The following is a 21,727-nucleotide window of genomic DNA, read 5'->3' on the forward strand; positions in this document are numbered from 1 at the left end:
AGGGTAGACAACATGCAAACAATTGCAATTGTTGATTATGGGATGGGAAATGTCCGATCAGTTCAGAAAGCCTTAGAGTATGTAGCTCCTAATCAGCATTGCATTCTTACAAATAATCCGCAAATAATAAGAGATTCAGATCGTGTCGTGTTTCCTGGTCAGGGTGCTATGGGAGCTTGTATGAGTGCCCTTCAATCAAATACATTAATTGAAGAAATTAAGTTTTCAGCAAATTCAAAACCATTCTTAGGAATATGTTTAGGATTACAGCTACTGTTTGATTATAGTGAAGAAAACAATGGCACAAATGGGCTATCAATAGTTCCAGGAAAGGTACTTAAATTTCAAAATAGTGATCTTAAAATACCACATATGGGATGGAATAGAGTTAATCAAGTATTAAATCACCCACTTTGGCACAAAATTGAGAATAATAGCCGATTCTATAGTGTTCATAGCTATTACGTAGATGAAGAAGATTCAAATTGTGTTGTGGGAACTAGTGAGTATGACCAAACTTTTACGTCTGCGATTGCATTTGATAAGCTATTTGCAGTTCAGTTTCATCCAGAAAAATCACAAAGTGATGGCTTACAATTACTCAGAAACTTTACCACCTGGAACTAAAACTCAAATATTCAATGTAATAGGTTATTTAAACTGAGTATATATTTCTCATGGTCAAGTTCAGTATTATTTCTTTGAGAGGCGAAAATCATCTCAGCAATGCACTCCATCATTAGGTGCTCAACTTCATGCGGGTCATTATATTTTTTGAGTAACTTTTCATATATTGAACTAATTTCTTGTGGCTGATTGATTGACAATTGATCTTTCAAGGCAAGATGAAGATTAATATGAAGAAAAGGATTTATTTCTCCCTGTTCTGGAAAGTAATCTGAAGAGATATTTTTAATAATCTTGTGATATTCTGGATGAGATTCAATTATTAAGGCTAATTGAGTTTCTAATGGCTCTAGATGTTCTTTATTAAGATGCTTTTGCCAGGCGCTTGCTAAAAATTCTCTTTGTTTCTTTCTATCTTGAGAATACACCGCTAATATTCATTTAATTATATATTCTTTTCTTCGTATTCACAGAGATCAAGAAGTCTGCAGTCTGGACAATGGGGTGACCTAGCTTTACAAACATACCTTCCATGCAGAATCATGAGATGATGAGCAGGGACTTTAAATTCATCTGGTATAAACTTAATTAATTTCTTTTCAACTTCAAGTACTGTTTTTCCAGAAGCAATAGCAGTTCTATTAGCTACTCTATAGATATGAGTATCTACTGCAATAGTTGGTTGACCAAAAGCCGTATTTAGAACTACATTAGCTGTTTTACGCCCAACGCCTGGAAGTGCTTCTAATTCTTTTCTTGTTTCAGGAACTTTTGAGCTATATTTATCAATTAATATACGGCATGTTTGAATAATATGCTTTGCCTTTGAATTAAATAATCCAATAGATTTAATAGTATTACGAAGTTTATCTTCTCCTAACTCATAGATAGATTCAGGAGTATTTGCAAGAGGAAAAAGGATACTAGTTACTTGATTTACACTTTTATCTGTAGCCTGTGCTGATAGCGTTACAGCAACTAACAACTCAAAAGAAGTTGAATAGTTAAGTTCAGTAGTTGGGTTTGGTATTTGCTTAAGCAATCTTCCAAACATTTCACTTCGAGTTTCGGCGTTCATTTAAACCTTATTTGATCAAACTATGGCCAAATATTATACTTTAATTATGATTATTTATCAATACTAAGGCTTTTAACTCTTAGAGAAAAGTATGGGCATATGCCTCAAGTTCATTCCAAAGATTACTTTTCTCAGGAGATTTTAATTTTAAGTTAGATAAACTTTTTTCAAAGCTTTCTAATGAAAGAAATCCATTTGCACCACTTTGCACTCGTGATTGGACTATTTCAAACCATTCTTCTTGCTCTGATTCAGTAAGTAACTCTGGATAATTCCTTGCCTTAAAATTTAAATATAATTTTAATAGCTTCCTATCTTCAAAAGTTGGATTGAAATCTCTAATTTCCTCAATTGAAAGGTTTTGAATTTCAGTGCATACTGCCCTATCTTTGTTACTTATGAATCCATCATAAAGAGATTGATCAATATCTTGACTTGGCTTTCGATCTGTATTTTTTTTGTATATTAATTGAACTTTTTCTTCAATTTGCTTTTGATTATTTTGAATAAATCTCAAATTACTCATGCACTTATCAATATTTAGTTTTAATTTTTCAATTAATGCAGGCGAAAGCTTGAAACTATCATGGTTTGGACTGCATACGAACATTGGGCTTTTATTAAAAACTAATTCACTAAGCTCTAATTTATCAACTCCCTTTGGTAGGTCAATTTTTTTAGAAAAAACAAGTGTTTTTAATTCATCAACTTCCAATTCTAATAATAGTTCAGGATCTTGATTAAGATTAAAAACGATTGCACGATCTGCATAGTCAGGATGATAGCTGATTGCTGTAACCATTTTTGTGAATGCACATTTATAGCCAAAAGATGATGAAGTTAAAAGCATAGGATGAAGAAGACGAGCCTGCTTACTAACTTCTTTTTTTTCATTTAGACTTAGTGCATAATTATAAAACTTTGGCTGTGTTGTTTTAATAATCTTAGCTATACCTATAGTTGCCCTTACATCAGCCATTGCATCATGTGCATTCGCATGCTCTATATTATTAGCAGGAGCAAGGTGATCAAGCCTAAAAATAGGCCTATTTTTTTCATTTATAAACCAATTTAGGCTATTCTCTTCCTTGTGAGCATAGCAAAATCTAGCTACATTGAGGATATCCCATCTGGTATTTCCATTTTGCCAGTGCCACGCATATGGATCTAGAAAATTTCTAAATAGGGTGTGACGAGTGTATTCATCATCGAAAGCAATAGAATTGTAACCAACAATGCAGGTATCAGGCGTTGTAAACTCTTTATTTATTTTTTTAATAAACTCATGCTCTATGAAGCCTTTTTTTTCACATAATTGAGGAGTTATACCAGTTACCGCGCAAGCCTCAGGAGCTGGTAATGAGTCATGTGTTGGTTTGCAATAAAACATATGCTCTTCGAGAATATTAAGATTCTCATCAGTTCTAATGCCTGCAAATTGAGCAATTCTTTGAACTTTTGGAGAAAGTCCAAAAGTTTCATAGTCATACCAGTAGAATGTTTTCATAAACTCTCATATTTTTAAACATTATATATGGTTAAAAACTTTTATATAAATTTGAATCTAATTCTAACTTCTGACTGTTAAAAATTAGACGTACAGAGATACTTATGACTTACCAAAAATAAGAAATTTAAAATATAAAAAACTGATTTTTTCTAGATTTTAGAAACCTAAAAAACAGTTTAATAAGTTGCTTTAATTTAAAAACCCAGCGCTGAGGCTGGGTCTTAATAAAATAATTCTAAAACTATTTTGGAACTACGTTAGCCGCTTGCGGGCCTTTAGCACCATCTTCAAGTTCGAATTCTACTTCTTGACCTTCTTCTAATGATTTGTAACCATCACCTTGAATAGCTCTGAAGTGAACAAAAACATCATCTCCACTTTCTTGTTCAATAAAACCAAAACCTTTTTTTGCGTCAAACCATTTGACGCGTCCTGTTGTTGTCGACATGCAGTCTCCTAAAAAAAAATAAAACATGGAAAAGATGCAACTAACCTAAATTACTGTGAAACCGTCCTACTATGAAGCAACAACACAACAACAAATCAGCTGAATTTTAACCAGCAAGCCAATTTTAACCTAAATATATAAGAAAGTAGGTTTATTTAAGGATTACTCTTATTGAGTAAACTTATCTTTTAGGCCTGCTTTTTGAAAACTTCCTATCTTTATTTCTGCGAGGCTTACCAGTCCTTTTTCTTTTGGATGGTTCCCTTTTAAAATGACTTGTTCTCTCTCTATGTGAGGTTGAGTTATTTTTTTCAGTCAACTCTTCAATGTTGAGTTTTTTATCAAAGACTCTAGTATTTTTTAGTATTTGAAGAGTTTCTTTTGGCATTTCATCAGGTAAATCTACAGTTGTAAAGTCTTCATAAATTTGTATTGCACCTATAAAAGCACTACTTATTTCAGCTTCATTAGCTATTGCACCTAATACATTTCCTGGTTTGATATTATCTTTATGACCAACAGCAATCCTATAACGACGCATTTGAATTGATGGGTTATCTTTTAAGGGGTCTGCGTTTATGGAAACTGATAATTTACTTTTATTACCTTTATCAAGTGAAGCTTGATTTATTTCTTTTTCGTTTAGCAACAATGGTTCAGTTCCTTGAGCCATCAGAGCTAATGCTGATGCTATTTTAAAAGCATCTATCTCATGCTCTTTTTGGTAAGTAAGAATTAATTCTTCAAAGATAGCAAGTTCTTGGTTATTTAGAGTGTCTGTTATTCTGTTTTTAAAGTTAACAACCCTTTGCTCATTAATAATTTTCGCTGAAGGAAGTTGCATAGGATCAATTGGTTGACGAGTAATTCTTTCAATTGTCTTAAGCATTCTTCTTTCACGAGGCGCAACAAAGAGTATAGCTTTACCTTCTCTGCCAGCTCTTCCAGTTCTTCCAATGCGATGAACATAAGATTCAGGATCTTGTGGTATGTCATAATTTACAACATGTGATATTCGTTCAACATCTAGTCCTCTTGCTGCAACATCTGTTGCAATAAGGATATCAATTTTTCCATTTTTAAGTTGCTGAATAATTCGTTCTCTTTGCCTTTGAGCAATATCACCATTAATGGCTTCAGCAGTGAAGCCTCGCGCTGATAATTTTTCTGCAAGATCTGCAGTGGCAGTTTTAGTTCTGACAAATATAAGTAAGGCATCAAATTCTTCAACCTCCAAAATTCGAGTAAGGGCGTCTAATTTATTTACACCACTTACAAGCCAGTATCTTTGGCTAATAGTTTGCGCTGTTGCAGTTTTTGTCTTAACTTTAACTATCTTAGGAGTATTTAAAAATTTTTCTGCAACCCTTCTAATTACATCTGGCATTGTTGCAGAAAAAAGAGCAATTTGACGCTCGTTTGGCAGTTTTTCCATTACCCATTTGACATCATCAATAAATCCCATCCTCAACATTTCATCAGCCTCATCAAGTACGAGTGCTTTTAGTGAGTTAAGCTTAAGTGTGCCTCTTTTTAAATGATCCATCACTCGACCAGGTGTACCTACAACTGCATGAACGCCCCTTTTAAGGGGTCTTAATTGAATATCATAAGATTGTCCACCATATATAGGCAAAACATGAAAGCCTTTGAGATGTCTGGCATAGGTTTGAATGGCCTCAGAAACTTGAATCGCAAGTTCCCTAGTTGGTGCTAAAACTAAAAGTTGGACTTGATTATTACTTATATCAATTCTGTCAATCAATGGAAGAGCAAAAGCTGCAGTTTTACCAGTTCCTGTTTGCGCTTGACCAATTACATCATGGCCATTCAGTAAGTGAGGAATGCACTGTTCTTGAATTGCAGAAGGGGATTCATAGCCAACCTCATCGAGTACCTTTAGCAATTCTTTAGAAAGGCCAAAACTATTAAAATTTGCGCTTAATTCCTTTTCGGACATTTTGATGGGAGGAGTAAAAAAGGTGGCTATTATACCTTCATTTGACTTTCAACAGACAGATGACCGCATAAGTCCTAATCAAATCCATGCCTATAAATTAACCTCGCCACTTTATTGAGCAGCCCATTGAAGGTATCTGCTCTTTGGGCCCTTTTCCAGTATCTGCAACATTCAGCATTGCCTCAAAAAGATCTCGCCTTGCATCTGATACAGGCTCAATTCTGGATTCATCTAATCGACCTCGGTATTGAAGTTTAAGATCTTTATTGTAGCCAAAAAAATCAGGAGTACATACTGCCCCATAGGCTTTTGCAATATCCTGAGTCTGATCTATAAGATATGGGAATGGAAAATTAAGTTTAGAAGATATTTTTTTCATATTTTCAAATGAATCTTCTTTATATGTATCAGCATCATTAGACATAATTGCAACACTATTGACGCCTATTGGAATAAGGTTTTTGGTGTCACGGATTATTCTATGAATAATGGAATTAACATATGGACAATGATTACAAATAAACATTATGAGCAAACCATTTGAGCCTTTTAAATTTTCAAGATCGTAATAATTACCATCTACTCCTTTTAAATTGAATGCAATTGCAGGCAAATTAAAATCACACACAGGGCTTTCAGTTTTGACCATTTTCATCTCCAAACATATAGAACTTCATTAGCTTATATTAAAAATATTGAAAGTATTCTGATCACATTGGTCAATTACTTGATCCACGGAAAGTTTTTTTATTCTTGCAATTCTCTCTGCTACTTGAATTAATTCATCAGTATTTTTTCGATCATCAGTCTCAATAACTATAGATTCTATTGGTAAAAATTTAACAATATCATGAAGCTTGTAGGCATGAGGATTGGTCAATGTAGATCCAAAACCAAAAGAAAAGTTTATTTTAAGTAAATTCTCAGCTTGCTGGAGGCTTCCAGAGAATGCATGAATGACTCCACGAGATTTTGAATAGGATTTAAGTAAATCAGTAACATCATCAGTAGCATTAACAGAGTGAATGATTAATGGAAGATCAAAACGAGTTGCTAAGGCAACTTGTTCATCAAAAAAAAATCGTTGGGTATTTTGATCTTTAACTTTAGTGTAATCAAGACCACATTCACCAACTGCAATTGGCTTTTCTTCCTCAATTTTAACCTCAAGATCATATAAATCTATCATCTGATGATTTTCTACAAACCAAGGATGTATCCCAAGTGCAAAATGATTATTTTTGCCATTTTGACATGAAGTTATAACTGCATCCCAGTTATCTTTTCCAGTTGAGGGAATAATTACCCCAGTTGTTGAGCTTGAGAGTGAATTGACATTGTCAAAATCTAAATGAATTTGAGAGTTAAGCATTACTTCCTTTGTTATCTAATGGATAATATAATATTAATTTTTACTAAGAGTAAATGCAATTGCTTTCTAAGGAAATATCGCAAGTTAATCTAATATTGTTTGTTACAGGTTTTTTAACAATAACAGGCAATTTTACATTTTTTGAAAAAACAATTCTGGTTTATCCAATATCTGAAAATTTATTTTTTTTATTTTCTTTATTTTTCTTTTTATTTAATTTTTTAGCAGTATTGCTATTACTTATTAGCTTTAGATGGACTATAAAGCCAATTTTAATTTTTCTATTGTTAGTTTCAGCAAGTGTTAGTTTCAGCATCAATAATTATGGAATTGTTTTTGATCAGAATATGATTACAAATACTTTTGAGTCAGATTTAAATGAGCTCCAAGATTTAGTAAGTACTAAACTAATCATCTACCTTTTTATATTTGGTTTTTTACCGTCAATTTTTGTATGGAAAGTTAAACTTAAAAAGATTTCTTTTAAATCGCAACTCTGGAATAGAGTGAGGGCATTATTAATTTTAACTATTGTTTTTATAATTGTTGTTTTAACGTTTTCAAAACATTACTCATCTTTTGCAAGAGAGAATCGCGATTTAAGGCTCTATATTACGCCAACCTATTCACTTTACTCTTCAATAAAATTTATTAATTCTAAAATTGAGACTTCCACAGAACCTTTTCAGGAAATTGGCCTTGATGCAAAAATTAATAAGAAATCTGACAAAAGACGCTTAGTAATTTTTGTAATTGGTGAAACTGCAAGGCGTGATCATATGTCTATCAATGGCTATGAACTGAAAACAAACCCTTACTTAGAAAAAGAAAAAATTATTTCATTTACTAATATGACTTCATGTGGAACAGATACAGCATGGTCTGTACCTTGCATGTTTTCCTTACTTGATAGAAGCAACTATTCACACAAAAAAGGAAAAAACATGAGTAATGTGCTCGATTTAATTTCCCATGCAGGAGCAAATGTTATTTGGCTAGAAAATAACTCGAGTTCAAAAAGTGTTGCAGATCGAATAATCTTCAAAGATTACCGGACATCAAAGTTAAATCCTAAATGTAATCCTGAATGCAGAGACGAAGGTATGTTGATAAATTTGCAAGATTATATTGATGAACAAAATAAAAAAGATACCTTAATAGTGTTGCATGCAATGGGTAGTCATGGCCCAGCATATTACAAGAGATACCCAGAAGAATTTGAAGTTTTTAAGCCCGTTTGTAAAACCAATCAACTAAATGAATGTACTAATAAGGAAATTAATAATGCTTATGACAATACTATTCTTTATACAGATTATTTTCTCTCAAAAGTTATTGAACTTCTTAAAAGAAATTCAAAAGAATCAGATACTGCAATGTATTACGTCAGTGACCACGGAGAGTCATTGGGTGAAGGCGGTCTTTACTTGCATGGTATGCCATACTTTATGGCTCCTGATGAGCAGATTGAGGTTCCTGCTTTTATGTGGTTTGATGATTCATTTTCCAGTCTTTTAGATATTGAATTTATTAGGAAAAATGCAGCTCTTCCTCACTCTCATGATAACTTGTTCCATACTTTATTAGGTTTAATGGATGTTGAAACTGAGCTTTATCAAAAAGACATGGACTTAACTTTAAAATATTAATGAATTTATCCATTATTTACTATTCAATAGATTGAGCATTTGCCTATTGAAAACTTACACCATCAATCAAAAGTGATTATAATAGTCCGATTATTCTGAAGTGACATAGAGAAAAGAGTTATGAAAACATTTAGTGCGAAAGCTCACGAAGTTAAAAGAGATTGGTTTATAGTCGATGCGGACGGTAAGACTCTTGGTCGTCTTGCAACTGAAGTTGCATCTCGACTTCGTGGAAAGCATAAGCCAGAATTCACTCCACATGTTGATACTGGTGACTATATTGTTATTGTAAATGCAGCAAAAGTTGCTGTAACAGGTAATAAATACAATGACAAAATGTACCACCATCATACTGGCTATGTAGGAAATTTAAAATCAGTACCTTTTAAAGATTTAATTTCTAAGAAGCCTGAAGAGGTTATTCAAAAAGCAGTTAAAGGAATGTTGCCAAAGGGCCCTCTAGGTCGAGAAATGGCAAGAAAAATGAAAGTTTTTGCAGGCAGTGAGCATTCTCATGCAGCGCAACAACCACAAGTATTAGATATTTAAGGCATATTTTATGGCAGATAAAGAAGTTTATTACGCAACAGGAAGAAGAAAGACATCTGTAGCTCGAGTTTATATGACGAAGGGTAAGGGAGTATTTACAGTTAATAAAAAGCCAATGGCTGAGTATTTTGGAAGAGAAACATCTTCTATGATTATTAACCAACCTCTAGATGTTATTGATATGCATAGTAAGTTTGATTTTAATATTATGGTTAAAGGCGGTGGTGATACTGGACAAGCTGGTGCAATAAGATTAGGTGTTACCCGTGCTTTAATGGCTTACGATGAGTCAACTCGCTCTGATCTGCGCAGTGCAGGCCTTGTAACTCGTGATGCTCGAGTTGTAGAACGTAAAAAAGTTGGAAGAAAAAAGGCAAGAAAGAGCGAGCAATATTCAAAGCGTTAAGAACGTACGCAATTTTTTTCCAAAAAAACCTGCATTTTGCGGGTTTTTTTATTTATATAGTATTATTTTTAGTTAAGAATATCGAATCTTTCAAGTTGGTTAAATTGAATAAGTGATTTAATTGAATCAATATATTCATTACCAGGGTTTGCGTAATTACCTAATCCTTCTGCCAATAAAATTCCTGAAAGAGGTTTCAAATCATCCCTCTGATTCTTTCTTATTAAGCGAAGTTCTTCATAAGCATAGCTTCTATTAATATTAAGAACGTAATAATCAATGCAATCTTCCAGAGATATAAAGCTAGCTACTTCATGATTAGCATTTTCATCTCTATTTTTAGGAATAACTCCACAACCCTCTGAGAAGCACCAAATACCAAAGTAATTATTAAAATTTTCAGCAAATCTTGATCTACCCCAATTTGATTCATTTGCTGCTTGAGCAAGAATTAGGGAGGGAGGTAGGATATCAATAACCATCAGTAAGTCCTCTTTTGAGGCTGGACTATCAACACGATATCTTAATGCTAATTTGTTGAGCTCAATTGTGCTAAGTTTATTATTTAATATTGATTCTCTTAACTCAATAATTTCAGCATTTTTTTGAAGAATTTTTGGAAGTAGGTAATTGAAGAAAACTTCTTTTCTGACAACTGTATTTTCTATTGACTTAAAGCTAGGTTTGAAAGAAGATAATGAAGCAGAAGAGACAAGAGTACTTACAGAAAATAAAGTGACTAAAATGCAAAGGCTTTTTAGGGCTTTTTTGATATTTCTATATTTATTGACCATCAAATAATCAATTTATCTATTGAAATTAGATATCATTATCCAGTAAAAAAAATGTTTTTATCTATTTTTTTTAAATAAAAAAATTACCATCTTGATTAGCCCTTTAGTGATTAAATTGGAGTTCACAAAGTTGTTTATATAGTTCAGAGCTATCTAATAAGCCTTTGTGATCTCCCTGTGCAATTAATTTTCCTTGATCGATAAGCAAGATGCGGTCTGCATGCATAATAGTAGCTAATCTATGAGCTATAATCAATGTAGTTCTACCCTGCATTAAGTCCTTTAAAGCAGCCTGAACTTTTTGTTCACTACTTGCATCAAGAGCGCTAGTGGCCTCATCTAATAATAGTATAGACGGATCTTTGAGCATTGCTCTTGCAATGGCAATACGTTGACGCTGGCCTCCAGATAAGCGAACACCTTGCTCCCCTAAATAACTTTTAAAACCATCAGGAAGTTGGTCTATAAATTCTATTGCATATGCCTTAGTTGCAGCGTTATTAATTTCATTTTCTGTTGCCAAAGGCTTGCCATATCCAATATTGTGAGTGACGTCAGCAGAAAATAATGTTGGTTGTTGTGGAACATGTCCAATACTGGATCGAAGTTCATTTGGATCAAGATCAACTATGTTAATATCATCTATCTTAATGCTGCCATTGGTAGGGTCATAAAACCTTTGAAACAATTCAAATATAGTCGTCTTTCCTGCTCCTGAAAGACCAACAATAGCAACTGTTTCACCAGCATTAATATCAAAACTGATATCTTCTATGGCATATTGTTCAACCCTTGAGGGATAACTAAAACTAACGTTCTGAAAACTTAAAGATAAAGGCCCTTTACTTAATTTTTTTGGATTAGCTGGAGCAATGATTTGAGATTCTTCTGTAAGTAACTCTAATAGTCGTTCTGTTGCTCCAGCAGCTCTTTGAAGTTGTCCATATATCTCTGAGATGACAGCGACTGATCTAGCAACCATGATTGCATAAAAAACAAAAGCAGCTAACTCACCTGCTGTTATGATTCCAGATGTTACATCCCTACCACCAGTCCATATCATTGCACCAAGACCAGTAAAAACAAGAATCATTGCTGCTGCAATTAAAAGTGAGCTTTGCATGATGCGTTGTTTTGCTGCACTAAAGGCTTTTTCTACTTCGATACTAAATGCTTTTGATTCTTCTGGCTCGCGAGTAAAACTTTGAACTACTTTAATGTTTTGAACTATTTCACCAGCATACGTACCAATATCGGCAACTCTATCTTGGCTTTGCCTTGAAAGAGAGCGTAAACGTCGTCCATAAATTATCATTGGAAGAAGAATTATAGGAACACTAATTAAAACTATAAGCGCTAATTTTAAGTTGGTAATAAGCATCATTGTTAGCCCACCTAAAAATAACAGGGCACTACTTAGAGCCATTGAAATTGAAAAGCCAAAAATTGATTGAAGTAATGTTGTATCCGTAGTCAAACGTGCATTAATTTCACCACTTCTATTTAATTCAAAATAATGAGGATGTAATGTTAGTAAATGTTTAAAGACAGCAAGTCGAACATCGTTGCTAACTCTTTCACCAATCCATGACACAAAATAGAAACGCACAAAAGTGCTAACGACCATAATAAGTAAAACAAAAAATATAGTAAGCATTGCTCTACTATTTAAGGTGTAGAGACCTTCATCAATAAATAATTTTATTCCCTGTCCAAGTAAAAGAAATGCTATAGAGCTCAAAATAAGGGCTATACCTGCAATTAAGGCAACTTTCTTGTAGGGCTTAATAAATGGTGCTAAACGAAGTAAGAGGCGTAGATCTTGTTTCTGAACATTTTTTTTACTATCAGTAATTACTCTATTGGCTAAACTCATTTTTTGAGGATTTGTTTAAAATAAATTATTTGAAAGGTGTTATTCTTGATTTGTTTTTCTAAGTAAGAGTTCATTAACAGCATCTATAGGGGTCTTTATTCCTTGTGTCACTAGCATCACTTGTTCACATATCGGCATCTCAATTTTTAATTGATTAGCAATATCAATGACTAACTTTAGGGCACTAAAGCCCTCAACGGTAGCATTTATATTTTTCAATGCTTCTTCAGCATTTACATTATTCGCAAGTTCTTTACCAAAGCGTCGATTCCTTGATAAATCATCTGAACAAGTCAGAATTAAATCACCCATTCCAGAGAGTCCTTGGAAAGTAATCTTTTCTGCACCCAGGGCAACTCCAAGCCTAGTCATTTCTGCCAAGCCCCTAGTAATAAGAGCAGCTTGAGTATTTGCTCCAAAACCAAGTCCATTGGCAATGCCTGCTGCAATAGCGAGAATATTTTTTACTGAGCCACCAACTTGAACTCCAACGATATCAGGATTTGTGTAGGCGCGTAATGTTTTGGTTTGAATAATATTTGCCCATAACTCTCTGGTACCCTCATCCATAGAGGCAACCACTATTGCTGCTGGTTTCCTCTCTGCAATTTCAGCTGCAAAAGTTGGTCCTGAAATTATGCAGGGATGGTAATTGGGTAATTTTTGAGAAAACGTTTCATGCAGCAGTCCTCCTGTATGTGGATCAAGCCCTTTAGTTGCCCATGCAATCGGCTTCATATTAAGGTAAGGCAAAATACTGTCTAGGACACTATTAAATGAAGAGCTTGGAGTTGCTATTAAAACAGCACTTGATTTATCAATAACATTAAAGTTATCAGTTAATGAAATATTTTTACCAAAAGGAATACTTAAAGCCCAATGCTGGTTAGCAAGGCTATCTATTGCAGTTGTATTTTTGGTAATGAGAAATATTTGATCAAATTTATTACTTAGAGCAATTGCTAGTGCGCTTCCCCATGCGCCAGCTCCAATAATAGTTAGGGAATTTTTCATATTATTTATTTTTTTATTGGAAGTTCAGCTTTAAGCCAGGCGTTAAAGCCACCTTTAAGATGGTGGACATTTTTGAATTCATTTTTACAAAGTAAGCTGGCAATATGATCAGATCGAGTACCATTTTTACAATAGACAAGGATATTTTTTTCTTTATCTAGAGTGTCTAGTTTGCTTTTAACTTCTCCCATTGGAATATTAATATCATCATTGATAAATCCTGAAGATCGCTCTTTTTCATTGCGAACATCTAAAACTATTAATTCATCATCATCCATTAGAGAGACAGCACTATTAGTATCAACAACCACATATTTTTTAAATTTCTCACCATAGATGTTAACTATAAGTAAAGCAATAAGGGCAAAAAGTGTTCCAGTAAGAAGGAGTTCACCCTGTAAAAATTCAATTAATTCCATCATTATTTATTGTCCTGTAAAAAAGTATTTAGCATTTGATGTCCATGTTCTGTAAGTATTGATTCTGGATGAAATTGCACACCTTCAACAGCATACGAATTATGTCTAACACCCATTATTTCTTCTGTATCCCCCGATTCAGTATTGGTCCAAGCGGTTATCTCAAAACAATCTGGCAATGATAGTTTGTCTGCCACTAGAGAATGATAGCGAGTTGCATTAAGAGGATTTTTTAAACCTTTAAAAACACCTTGTGCAGTGTGATGAACTGGAGAAACTTTACCATGCATTATTTTTTGAGCACCAATTATATCTCCACCAAAAGATTGAACAATTGCTTGAAAGCCCAGACATACGCCTAATATTGGAATGCTTCCAGCTAATTTTTCAATTAACTCTAGAGATATACCAGCCTCATTTGGAGTGCATGGACCCGGAGAAATAACAATGTATTGAGGTTTTAAAGTCTCAATTTCACTAACTGAGATTTCATCATTACGATAGATGTTAACTTCCTGACCAAGTTCACCAAAATATTGAACCAAGTTGTAAGTAAATGAATCATAATTATCGATCATTAGTAGCATAAAAACCCTATTTAAAGCTGATAACTATATTTATTTTACAGATAAAAATGAAACAAAGTTAAGGCACTGAAAGTAGCAATTGGTCTCAATAAATCCACACTTTTTTAGACGATCTATGTGGTCTTTTTTAGTCTCAGTAACAAGGACATTTTCAATTGCTTGTCTTTTATTGGCGATTTCTAATTCGCTATAGCCGTTTGCTCTTTTAAAATCTAGGTGAAGTTTAGTAATTTGATCTTGACTTTGTTTATCATCAAAATGGATTTTTTCACTAATTATTAGAACACCTCCAGGATTTAATCCGTTGTATATTCTTTCTATAAGTTTAGCTCTTGCATTAATATCAATAAATTGAAGAGTTAGGTTGAGAACAACAATCGATGCATTTTCTATTTCAATATCATTAACATCACTACAGATAACTTTTAGATTTTTTATTTTGCTAGATAAATTCTTTTGACACTCATTAACCATTTCTGGTGAATTATCAATGGCAATAAATTGATTATTTTTATGATTACTGTTAAGTGCGATTGCCAGAGTTATTGCTCCAGTTGAGGATCCTAAATCATAATAGTTAGTATTATCTTTTCCATGCATCCGAGCAACCAGACCTACCATTTGTATCATTGACTCGTAACCAGGAACAGAGCGTTTAACCATATCATCAAAAACTTTTACAACACTATCATCAAAACGAAAGTCAGCAATATCAATATCATCGTTAAATAATTTATCACGCATAAAGTGTCTCCAAAAAAATCTCAGTTACTAATAAATTTGTTATACCAATTGAAAAAGTGGAGCGTCGCGCCCATATATTATTAAACTCACCAACTTCTAGCTGTCCTCGTTTTATATTTGGATCATTAAATAGGATTTCACCCAGTGGCCTAGAGCCAATTTTTAAAATTATATTAGTATCATCCGTATGAGGAATTACTGAGCGGGCAAATACTACAGGAGCATTTGAGCCTATTAACTCAACCTCTCTAACAAAGATTGTTTTGTGACTTACTGAGCCAAGTGACTTTAACTCACAATCAAAAGGTTTGTCTTTTTGTTGAGAGAGAACATTAACCTTAAAGTCAATATATTTATCTCTTAATTTTGCAGTAAGTGATTGACTATCTAACAACCATTGACAGACATGCTCTGGAACACCTTCATCAGGGTTAAAAATTCGCCAATTAAATTTGTTAGGGTCAAACATAGAGGTCCATTTTACAAGAGTCTTTATGACTATTGAAATTTAGAGATTATTACGCATTGAAATAGTGGGTTTTTTCTTCATCTATCCAGCGGTCAATCAGTGCATTTTGATTATCTAAACTGGCAGTAAGCATTTTTGATGAGTAATATCCAGCCTGCTTTAGCAAATAAGAATCTCTAACAATGTTCGCAATCTTCATGGAAGCAATTCCAGTTTGCTGAGTTCCTAAAATCTCACCAGGTCCCCTTAATTCTAAATCTTTTTGAGCAATTAGAAAGCCATCATTACTTTGTCGAAGTATATCCAACCTTTGTTTGGCAGTTTGACTAAGAGGTGATTGATACATTAATATACAAGCACTTTTTTCTGCACCTCTGCCAACCCGACCCCTTAACTGATGGAGTTGGGCTAATCCTAATCTCTCTGCATTTTCCACAATCATAAGACTAGCATTAGGAACATTAACACCTACTTCAATGACAGTCGTTGCAACTAATAAATCAATACGCTTTTCTGAAAAGTCTTTCATAATAACTTCCTTTTCAGACTTATTTAATCTTCCATGAATCATAACAACATTTAAATCCTCTAGGTTTGATGAAAGATAAGTAAAAGTTTTTTCAGCTGATTCTGCTCTTAGAGCTTCTGATTCCTCTATTAAAGTGCAAACCCAATAGATTTGACGACCTTCATTAGATATTATTTTGATTTTTTTTATTAATTCATCTCTTCGAGTATTACTTAATGCAACAGTTTCAATAGCTTGGCGACCAGGAGGGAGTTCATCAATAATTGAAGTATCTAGATCTGCATATGCACTCATAGTTAAAGAGCGAGGAATTGGAGTGGCAGTCATAACTAACTGATGTGGAGTAATTTTTGCTTTCTGAGAAAGAGACAAGCGTTGATGGACCCCAAACTTATGTTGTTCATCAATTATTACTAGAGCTAAATTATTAAATGAAACTTTTTCCTGGAAGAGTGCATGAGTCCCAATGATAACTTGAGCTTCACCATTTTCTATAAGACTTAATTGCTCTATTCTTTCTTGAGCATTTTGAGATCCAGAGAGAAAGGCAACCTTTATACCTAATGGATTAAGATAAATAGAGAAGCTTTGGAGATGTTGACGAGCTAATATCTCTGTAGGAGCCATTACAGCTGTTTGAAAATTATTTTCAACTGCTTGAAGGAGGGCAAATACTGCAACTATTGTTTTGCCAGAGCCAACATCACCTTGAAGTAATCTAAGCATTGGGTTTGAAGATGCAATGTCTTTATTTATTTCTTCAATTGATCGATTTTGAGCCTTAGTCAATTGAAAATCTAATGACTTTAAAAGCTTATCACTTAAAGAATGATTTATTGTGAATTCAGTGGTTTTTTTAGATTTTCTGGCACTCTTAATTTTTAGAAGACTTAATTGATGCGTTGCAAGCTCTTCAATAATTAATCTTTGTTGCGAGATATGAGTAAAAGACTCTATTTTTGATAAATCTTCCCCTTGTTTGGGGTGATGGAGCAAGAATAAAGAATCCTTTAAACTCGGCATTGTATTGTTTATTATTTTTTCAAAATAATCATCTATTATTGAGGAATTAAGAGCCTCTAAGGCTTCATTAACCCATTTCTTCATTTTGGCTTGCGTTACTCCAGAGCAAAGAGGATATATGGGTGATAAGGTTGATTCCAGAAGTGGCTTTTGCTCTTGTGTTATAAGTCGATATTCTGGATGGTGCATCTCTAAGCCTTCTCTACCAACCTTTATTTCACCAAAGCATTGAATAGTTTCACCACGAACAAAAGCTTGTTTTTGGTATTGGTTGAAGTGAAAAAATCTCAAAAGAATTCTGTGGTTTTGATTGTCAGATAGATAACAGAGTAACTGTCTATGTCTTGAAGGTATAACTTCAATTCTATCTATTGATGCCTCAATTAGAGACTCATCACTAATCTTAGCATCCGAAAGCTGAGTGATAGTAGTTTTATCCTGATAACGACTTGGAAGATGAAAAATTAAATGCTCAAGGGTATGAATTCCAAGCTGATTTAATCTATCAGAAGTTTTCTGTCCTAACCCACTAATCGAAATGATTGGATCAGAGAGAGATGCCATCAATTAGAAACTGTATGAATCTGAATTGATTACCATAACACCATCCATTTCAACACCAACACCTTTTGGGAGAGCACTTACACCAATTGCTGCTCTTGCAGGGTAGGGCTCGGTAAAGTAAGTTGCCATGATTTCATTTAAGACAGCAAAATTACTTAGGTCAGTCAAAAAGATGTTAAGTTTAACAATATCACTAACGGTACCTTTAGATGCCTCACACATAGCAGTTAAGTTCTTAAAAACCTGATGAATCTGCTCTTCAATACCACCTTCAATAACCTCCATAGTTTCAGGAACGAGCGGGATTTGACCTGATAGATAGATTGTTGCACCTCCAGTAACAGCTACAGCTTGAGAATATATACCAATAGCTGCTGGAGCTTTTTCAGTTGAAATAATGTTCTTTTTCATGATGATAGTTTGAAGTAATAAATACGTTTTATTATATTCTGGATCGTTGTTTCTTTGGAGAACTCTTTAATTGTTATTGCTTAGATCTAATAACATCGTATTTAATATTCCAAATCACTAATCCAGCAATAATAGATAAAATTAATGAAAAAAGTAAGGAGGCATTGTAATTATTATATTGATCAAATAGCCATCCAGCTAGAGAGGGCGCTATTAGTCCTGCAGCACCCCAAGCAGTAAAGACCCTTCCATAAACCTTAGCTGATAAATCATTTCCAACAAGATGGTTAACTAGTGTTGGGTATATTGCAATAATTGCTCCATACAGTGATGCAATGAGAACTAACAAGATAAATAGTAAACTTACACTTGTCATCATTGCTAGACTAAAGATAGCAATAGAATTAATAATGAGAATCACTAAAAGTGGACGCTTACATCCAAATTGATCTACAAGCCAACCAGCACATAATCCTGCGATTCCACTTCCAAGTGACATTATTGATATAGTAGTAATTGAAAGTCCAACTGATCCTCCAAAAGAGATAATCAATGGAACAGCATGTGCAATTGTCATTAGACCAGCAAAAACTCCTAAAAAATAACCAAACCAAAGTTTTAGAATTTTTGGACTTGTAGAATTTTTTTTATTTGAAATAACTTCACCTTTTTTTAGTTTCACTCTGGAAGACATGAATAAGAATAAGGCAATAATTACAACAATAGAAATTGATCCTATGCCAATCATGTATCCATTTTCAAATCCAAAATATTTAAAGAAAATTGGAAAAAAAACTGAAAAAATAACAGCACCAAATGCATAAGAAGCGGTCACTAGACCGAGTGTGAATCCCAGCTTATTTTTATCAGTTACTGAAGATGCAATATGCAGTGAGAGTCCATAACCTACACCACTCGAAAATCCAAAAAAAATACCATATCCAATTAGCCACCCAATCCAGGTCCCTGAATTTGAAAAAAATAGGCCAACCATGGGTAAAATAGCCATTAATGAAATTAACTTAACTGTTGAAAATTTACGATAGAGAATATGACCAACATAAACTGCTAGTGTGCCATTTACTAGTGCAGTTGAATAAATTAGGCTTGAGGACATTCGGCCTACATTCGTTTGCAGTTCAATCCCTTCAATTAGAGTACTAAATGCATGGATACTTCCCATAACAAAGGTAATTAAAAGGCAGGCGATTAAAGCAAGTATTCTTCCCTTTTTATTAATGATGTCTTGAGCATTCATTTATGAAAATATACATTAAATGTGAATTATCTAACTAAATTAAAGATACACTTAATGAGGGGTAATGCCGCGAATTTTTTCTGATCGACGGCGTAGAATTTCAAGAGTGGAAAGTAAGACAATAGAGAAAATTACAAGAATAGTAGCTGCAGCAAGAATGGTTGGGCTTATCTCATTGCGAATTCCAGACCACATCTGTCTTGGAAGAGTGTACTGATCAGGTCCACCTACAAAGAGCACAATAACCACCTCATCAAAAGACGTAATAAATGCAAATAGCCCACCTGCAATTACTCCAGGAGCAATAAGTGGGGCCTGAATTTTGAAAAAATTTCTTAACGGTGAACCCCCTAAGCTTGATGCAGCGCGAAGTAGGTTGTTATCAAATCCAGATAGTGAAGCTGTAACTGTTATTACAACAAATGGTATTCCTAAAATAGTATGAGCAATAATCAGGCCTGTTAATGTTGCCACAAGGTTTACCTTAGCAAAAAAGAAAAACATTCCAGCAGCAGTAATAATAAGTGGGACGATCATTGGAGAAATCATGAGCGCCATTATTACTCGATTAAAAGGCATGTGTCTATTGGATAAACCAAGGGCCGCTAAGGTCCCTAAAACACTAGCGAAGAAGGTTGCAAAAATTGCAATGATAGCACTATTTTTAAAGCCAATCATCCATCTATCTGTACAGACGGTTGTTCCTGAATTAGCAGAACAAATTCCAAATAGCTCTTTATACCAGCGAGTTCCATAACCATCAAAGTTAAAGGACCAAGTCTCAAAGCTAAAGAATTTCATTTCAGAAGTGAATTGAAGGAAAACTGAATTATTAAAGGATAGTGGAATAACAACAATGAGTGGTGCAACTAAGAAAAATAAGACAAGACCACAAAAAACCCTATAGGTATAGAACCAAAGTTTTTCTCGAGGTGTTGTATAAGTAGGAAATTTCATCGTCAACCCATTTTTAAATTATCAAGGCCAATAAGTCTGTCATAGGCCCAATACAGAATCAGTACTGCAGTTAGGAGGATAGCTCCCATTGCAGCAGCAAGACCCCAATTCAATGTCCTTTGCATCTCACGCGCAACAAAGTTACCAATCATTATTCCGTCTTTTCCACCTACTAGTTCTGGTGTTATATAGTAACCAATTGCCACAATAAATACTAATATGCAGCCTGCGCCAATACCTGGAACAGATTGTGGCATATAAACACGTATAAAGGCCCATGTTGGTGTAGCCCCAAGATTTTGCGCTGCCTTCATATAGCTTGGAGGAATTCCCTTCATGACGCTATAGATTGGCAAAATCATAAATGGCAGAAGTACTTGTGTCATTACAATAATAGTTCCAGTAAAGTTATACATCATGGGTATACGATCTTCATCACTAAAACAAAGATCAATATTGGTAGCACCAAAAAATGGTAGGTTTACCATCCCCTCAAAGCAAGGCAGAATATTGATAAGGGTGTCATTCACAACACCATTTTGCTGAAGCATAATCATCCAAGCAACAATTCTTACTAAAAGTGATGTCCAAAAAGGCATCAACACACATATCATTAGTAGGTTTGAGGTTCTCATTGGCAGTGTCGCAAGTAAATACGCAACTGGGTAGGCGAGCAGTAAACAAAAAAGCGTTACCATCAAGCTTACTTTGAGGGTTCTGAGCCAAATCGTATTATAAATTTTTAAATACTCGGCCTTTTGAACGATATTTTTATTAGCGTCATACCTTAGGTCAACAGCATTGAGATAATAGCCCATTGTGTAAGGATCTTTCATGGGGCCTAGTGACTGCCAGAATTCAACTTTAGCCCAGCGCTTATCTCTTTTTATCATCTTTTCTTTGAAGGGTGCTTCCCACTTAAAAGGTTTAACTTCCTCCTTTGATTTTTTATCAACCTTTAGAGCTTCTTTAACTGTTTTATTTATTAAACTTTTCCATCCAGAATACTCATAAGTCATTCGAGTTCCTGATCTTCCAAGTAAATTTTTACCAATGACATTACCTTCACTATCTTGGATTTTTATTGTTGTTCTAATATCGTTAATAACTGCAGCAAACATTTCTTCACTAGGGAGTTGGGATTTATCTTCCCATTCTTCATACTGAGCAAATGTCTGTGGGAATGCTTCATTAATTTTGATGTCATCAATACTCCTAGATAGTAGCGAACCTATAGGGGCTACGAACATAAATAATAAGAATGATAGTGGTGCTAGAATTAATAGAAAAGAACGAATTTTCGTTCGACGTAAGGATTTTCTAAGGCTATCTTTAAGAGGTACCCCATCATTCGTCAGTAATTGTCCCTGAGAATTTATTGTGGAAGTATCACTCATAAAAAAACCTATATTTATAAAATTTTAGTCTAAGGTAAAAAAAATAAAAAACAGGTCAGTAGTAATACCGACCTGTTTTTTTAAAC

The 21,727-nt window shown here is 34.0% G+C and carries 23 protein-coding genes; 4 read left to right on the forward strand and 19 right to left on the reverse strand.

Annotated elements, in window-relative coordinates:
- Positions 1 to 12 precede the first annotated feature (12 nt).
- Positions 13 to 627, forward strand: a complete 615-nt coding sequence (gene hisH / locus CRN91_RS02835) for an imidazole glycerol phosphate synthase subunit HisH (protein WP_114114938.1) — start codon at positions 13 to 15, stop codon at positions 625 to 627.
- Between the two features lie 11 nt (positions 628 to 638).
- Here the strand turns inward: hisH and CRN91_RS02840 are convergent, their stop codons facing one another.
- From CRN91_RS02840 to CRN91_RS02870, 7 genes are all read right to left on the reverse strand, one after another.
- Positions 639 to 1,055, reverse strand: a complete 417-nt coding sequence (locus tag CRN91_RS02840) for a DUF1841 family protein (RefSeq protein ID WP_114114939.1) — start codon at positions 1,053 to 1,055, stop codon at positions 639 to 641.
- Positions 1,056 to 1,072: 17 nt separating this feature from the next.
- Positions 1,073 to 1,705: an endonuclease III gene (nth, locus tag CRN91_RS02845; protein WP_114114940.1), complete on the reverse strand. Its 633-nt coding sequence runs from the start codon at positions 1,703 to 1,705 to the stop codon at positions 1,073 to 1,075.
- Positions 1,706 to 1,784: 79 nt separating this feature from the next.
- Positions 1,785 to 3,212, reverse strand: a complete 1,428-nt coding sequence (sbcB, locus tag CRN91_RS02850) for an exodeoxyribonuclease I (protein WP_114114941.1) — start codon at positions 3,210 to 3,212, stop codon at positions 1,785 to 1,787.
- Positions 3,213 to 3,456: 244 nt separating this feature from the next.
- Entirely contained in the window at positions 3,457 to 3,663 is a 207-nt protein-coding gene (locus tag CRN91_RS02855) for a cold-shock protein (protein ID WP_114114942.1), read from the reverse strand.
- 181 nt (positions 3,664 to 3,844) lie between these two features.
- Positions 3,845 to 5,623, reverse strand: a complete 1,779-nt coding sequence (locus CRN91_RS02860; RefSeq protein WP_114114943.1) for a DEAD/DEAH box helicase — start codon at positions 5,621 to 5,623, stop codon at positions 3,845 to 3,847.
- Positions 5,624 to 5,720: 97 nt separating this feature from the next.
- Entirely contained in the window at positions 5,721 to 6,272 is a 552-nt protein-coding gene (locus tag CRN91_RS02865; protein WP_114114944.1) for a thioredoxin family protein, read from the reverse strand.
- A gap of 27 nt (positions 6,273 to 6,299) precedes the next feature.
- Complete coding sequence (locus CRN91_RS02870) at positions 6,300 to 6,995, reverse strand: TatD family hydrolase (RefSeq protein ID WP_114114945.1); 696 nt, start codon at positions 6,993 to 6,995, stop codon at positions 6,300 to 6,302.
- Positions 6,996 to 7,048: 53 nt separating this feature from the next.
- Between CRN91_RS02870 and CRN91_RS02875 the strand changes: the two genes are divergently transcribed.
- The 3 genes from CRN91_RS02875 (at position 7,049) to rpsI (ending at position 9,599) form a co-directional block, all read left to right on the forward strand.
- A complete protein-coding gene (locus CRN91_RS02875) occupies positions 7,049 to 8,644 on the forward strand; it encodes a phosphoethanolamine transferase (RefSeq protein WP_114114946.1) in 1,596 nt (531 codons plus the stop codon).
- A 120-nt stretch (positions 8,645 to 8,764) separates the two neighbouring features.
- Positions 8,765 to 9,193, forward strand: coding sequence for a 50S ribosomal protein L13 (gene rplM / locus CRN91_RS02880; protein WP_114114947.1), 429 nt, complete (start codon positions 8,765 to 8,767; stop codon positions 9,191 to 9,193).
- A 10-nt stretch (positions 9,194 to 9,203) separates the two neighbouring features.
- A complete protein-coding gene (gene rpsI / locus CRN91_RS02885; protein WP_114114948.1) occupies positions 9,204 to 9,599 on the forward strand; it encodes a 30S ribosomal protein S9 in 396 nt (131 codons plus the stop codon).
- 68 nt (positions 9,600 to 9,667) lie between these two features.
- Here the strand turns inward: rpsI and CRN91_RS02890 are convergent, their stop codons facing one another.
- The 12 genes from CRN91_RS02890 to CRN91_RS02945 form a co-directional block, all read right to left on the reverse strand.
- Entirely contained in the window at positions 9,668 to 10,393 is a 726-nt protein-coding gene (locus CRN91_RS02890; protein ID WP_114114949.1) for a glucosaminidase domain-containing protein, read from the reverse strand.
- Between the two features lie 103 nt (positions 10,394 to 10,496).
- Entirely contained in the window at positions 10,497 to 12,269 is a 1,773-nt protein-coding gene (locus CRN91_RS02895; protein WP_114114950.1) for an ABC transporter transmembrane domain-containing protein, read from the reverse strand.
- A 39-nt stretch (positions 12,270 to 12,308) separates the two neighbouring features.
- Complete coding sequence (locus CRN91_RS02900) at positions 12,309 to 13,283, reverse strand: NAD(P)H-dependent glycerol-3-phosphate dehydrogenase (RefSeq protein ID WP_114114951.1); 975 nt, start codon at positions 13,281 to 13,283, stop codon at positions 12,309 to 12,311.
- Positions 13,284 to 13,288: 5 nt separating this feature from the next.
- Positions 13,289 to 13,705, reverse strand: coding sequence for a rhodanese-like domain-containing protein (locus CRN91_RS02905; RefSeq protein WP_254424963.1), 417 nt, complete (start codon positions 13,703 to 13,705; stop codon positions 13,289 to 13,291).
- Entirely contained in the window at positions 13,705 to 14,289 is a 585-nt protein-coding gene (locus CRN91_RS02910; RefSeq protein WP_114114952.1) for an aminodeoxychorismate/anthranilate synthase component II, read from the reverse strand. The genes CRN91_RS02905 and CRN91_RS02910 overlap by 1 nt, the downstream gene beginning before the upstream one ends.
- Before the next feature lie 30 nt (positions 14,290 to 14,319).
- Complete coding sequence (gene cmoA, locus CRN91_RS02915) at positions 14,320 to 15,033, reverse strand: carboxy-S-adenosyl-L-methionine synthase CmoA (protein ID WP_114114953.1); 714 nt, start codon at positions 15,031 to 15,033, stop codon at positions 14,320 to 14,322.
- Positions 15,026 to 15,502: a chorismate--pyruvate lyase family protein gene (locus CRN91_RS02920; RefSeq protein WP_114114954.1), complete on the reverse strand. Its 477-nt coding sequence runs from the start codon at positions 15,500 to 15,502 to the stop codon at positions 15,026 to 15,028. Before CRN91_RS02920 ends, cmoA begins: the two co-directional genes overlap by 8 nt.
- 49 nt (positions 15,503 to 15,551) lie before the next feature.
- The gene (recG, locus tag CRN91_RS02925; protein ID WP_114116055.1) at positions 15,552 to 17,618 is read right to left on the reverse strand and encodes an ATP-dependent DNA helicase RecG; all 2,067 of its coding nucleotides are present in this window, start codon (positions 17,616 to 17,618) and stop codon (positions 15,552 to 15,554) included.
- A 3-nt stretch (positions 17,619 to 17,621) separates the two neighbouring features.
- Positions 17,622 to 18,029 (reverse strand): RidA family protein, encoded by a 408-nt coding sequence (locus tag CRN91_RS02930; RefSeq protein ID WP_114114955.1) that lies wholly within the window; start codon positions 18,027 to 18,029, stop codon positions 17,622 to 17,624.
- A 73-nt stretch (positions 18,030 to 18,102) separates the two neighbouring features.
- The gene (locus tag CRN91_RS02935; RefSeq protein WP_114114956.1) at positions 18,103 to 19,287 is read right to left on the reverse strand and encodes an MFS transporter; all 1,185 of its coding nucleotides are present in this window, start codon (positions 19,285 to 19,287) and stop codon (positions 18,103 to 18,105) included.
- 51 nt (positions 19,288 to 19,338) lie between these two features.
- Positions 19,339 to 20,244, reverse strand: coding sequence for an ABC transporter permease (locus CRN91_RS02940; RefSeq protein ID WP_020028499.1), 906 nt, complete (start codon positions 20,242 to 20,244; stop codon positions 19,339 to 19,341).
- A 2-nt stretch (positions 20,245 to 20,246) separates the two neighbouring features.
- Positions 20,247 to 21,641: an ABC transporter permease gene (locus CRN91_RS02945; RefSeq protein WP_020024753.1), complete on the reverse strand. Its 1,395-nt coding sequence runs from the start codon at positions 21,639 to 21,641 to the stop codon at positions 20,247 to 20,249.
- Between the last annotated feature and the right edge of the window lie 86 nt (positions 21,642 to 21,727).

The sequence above is a fragment of the Candidatus Thioglobus sp. NP1 genome (genome assembly GCF_003326015.1).
Lineage (GTDB): Bacteria > Pseudomonadota > Gammaproteobacteria > PS1 > Pseudothioglobaceae > Pseudothioglobus > Pseudothioglobus singularis_A.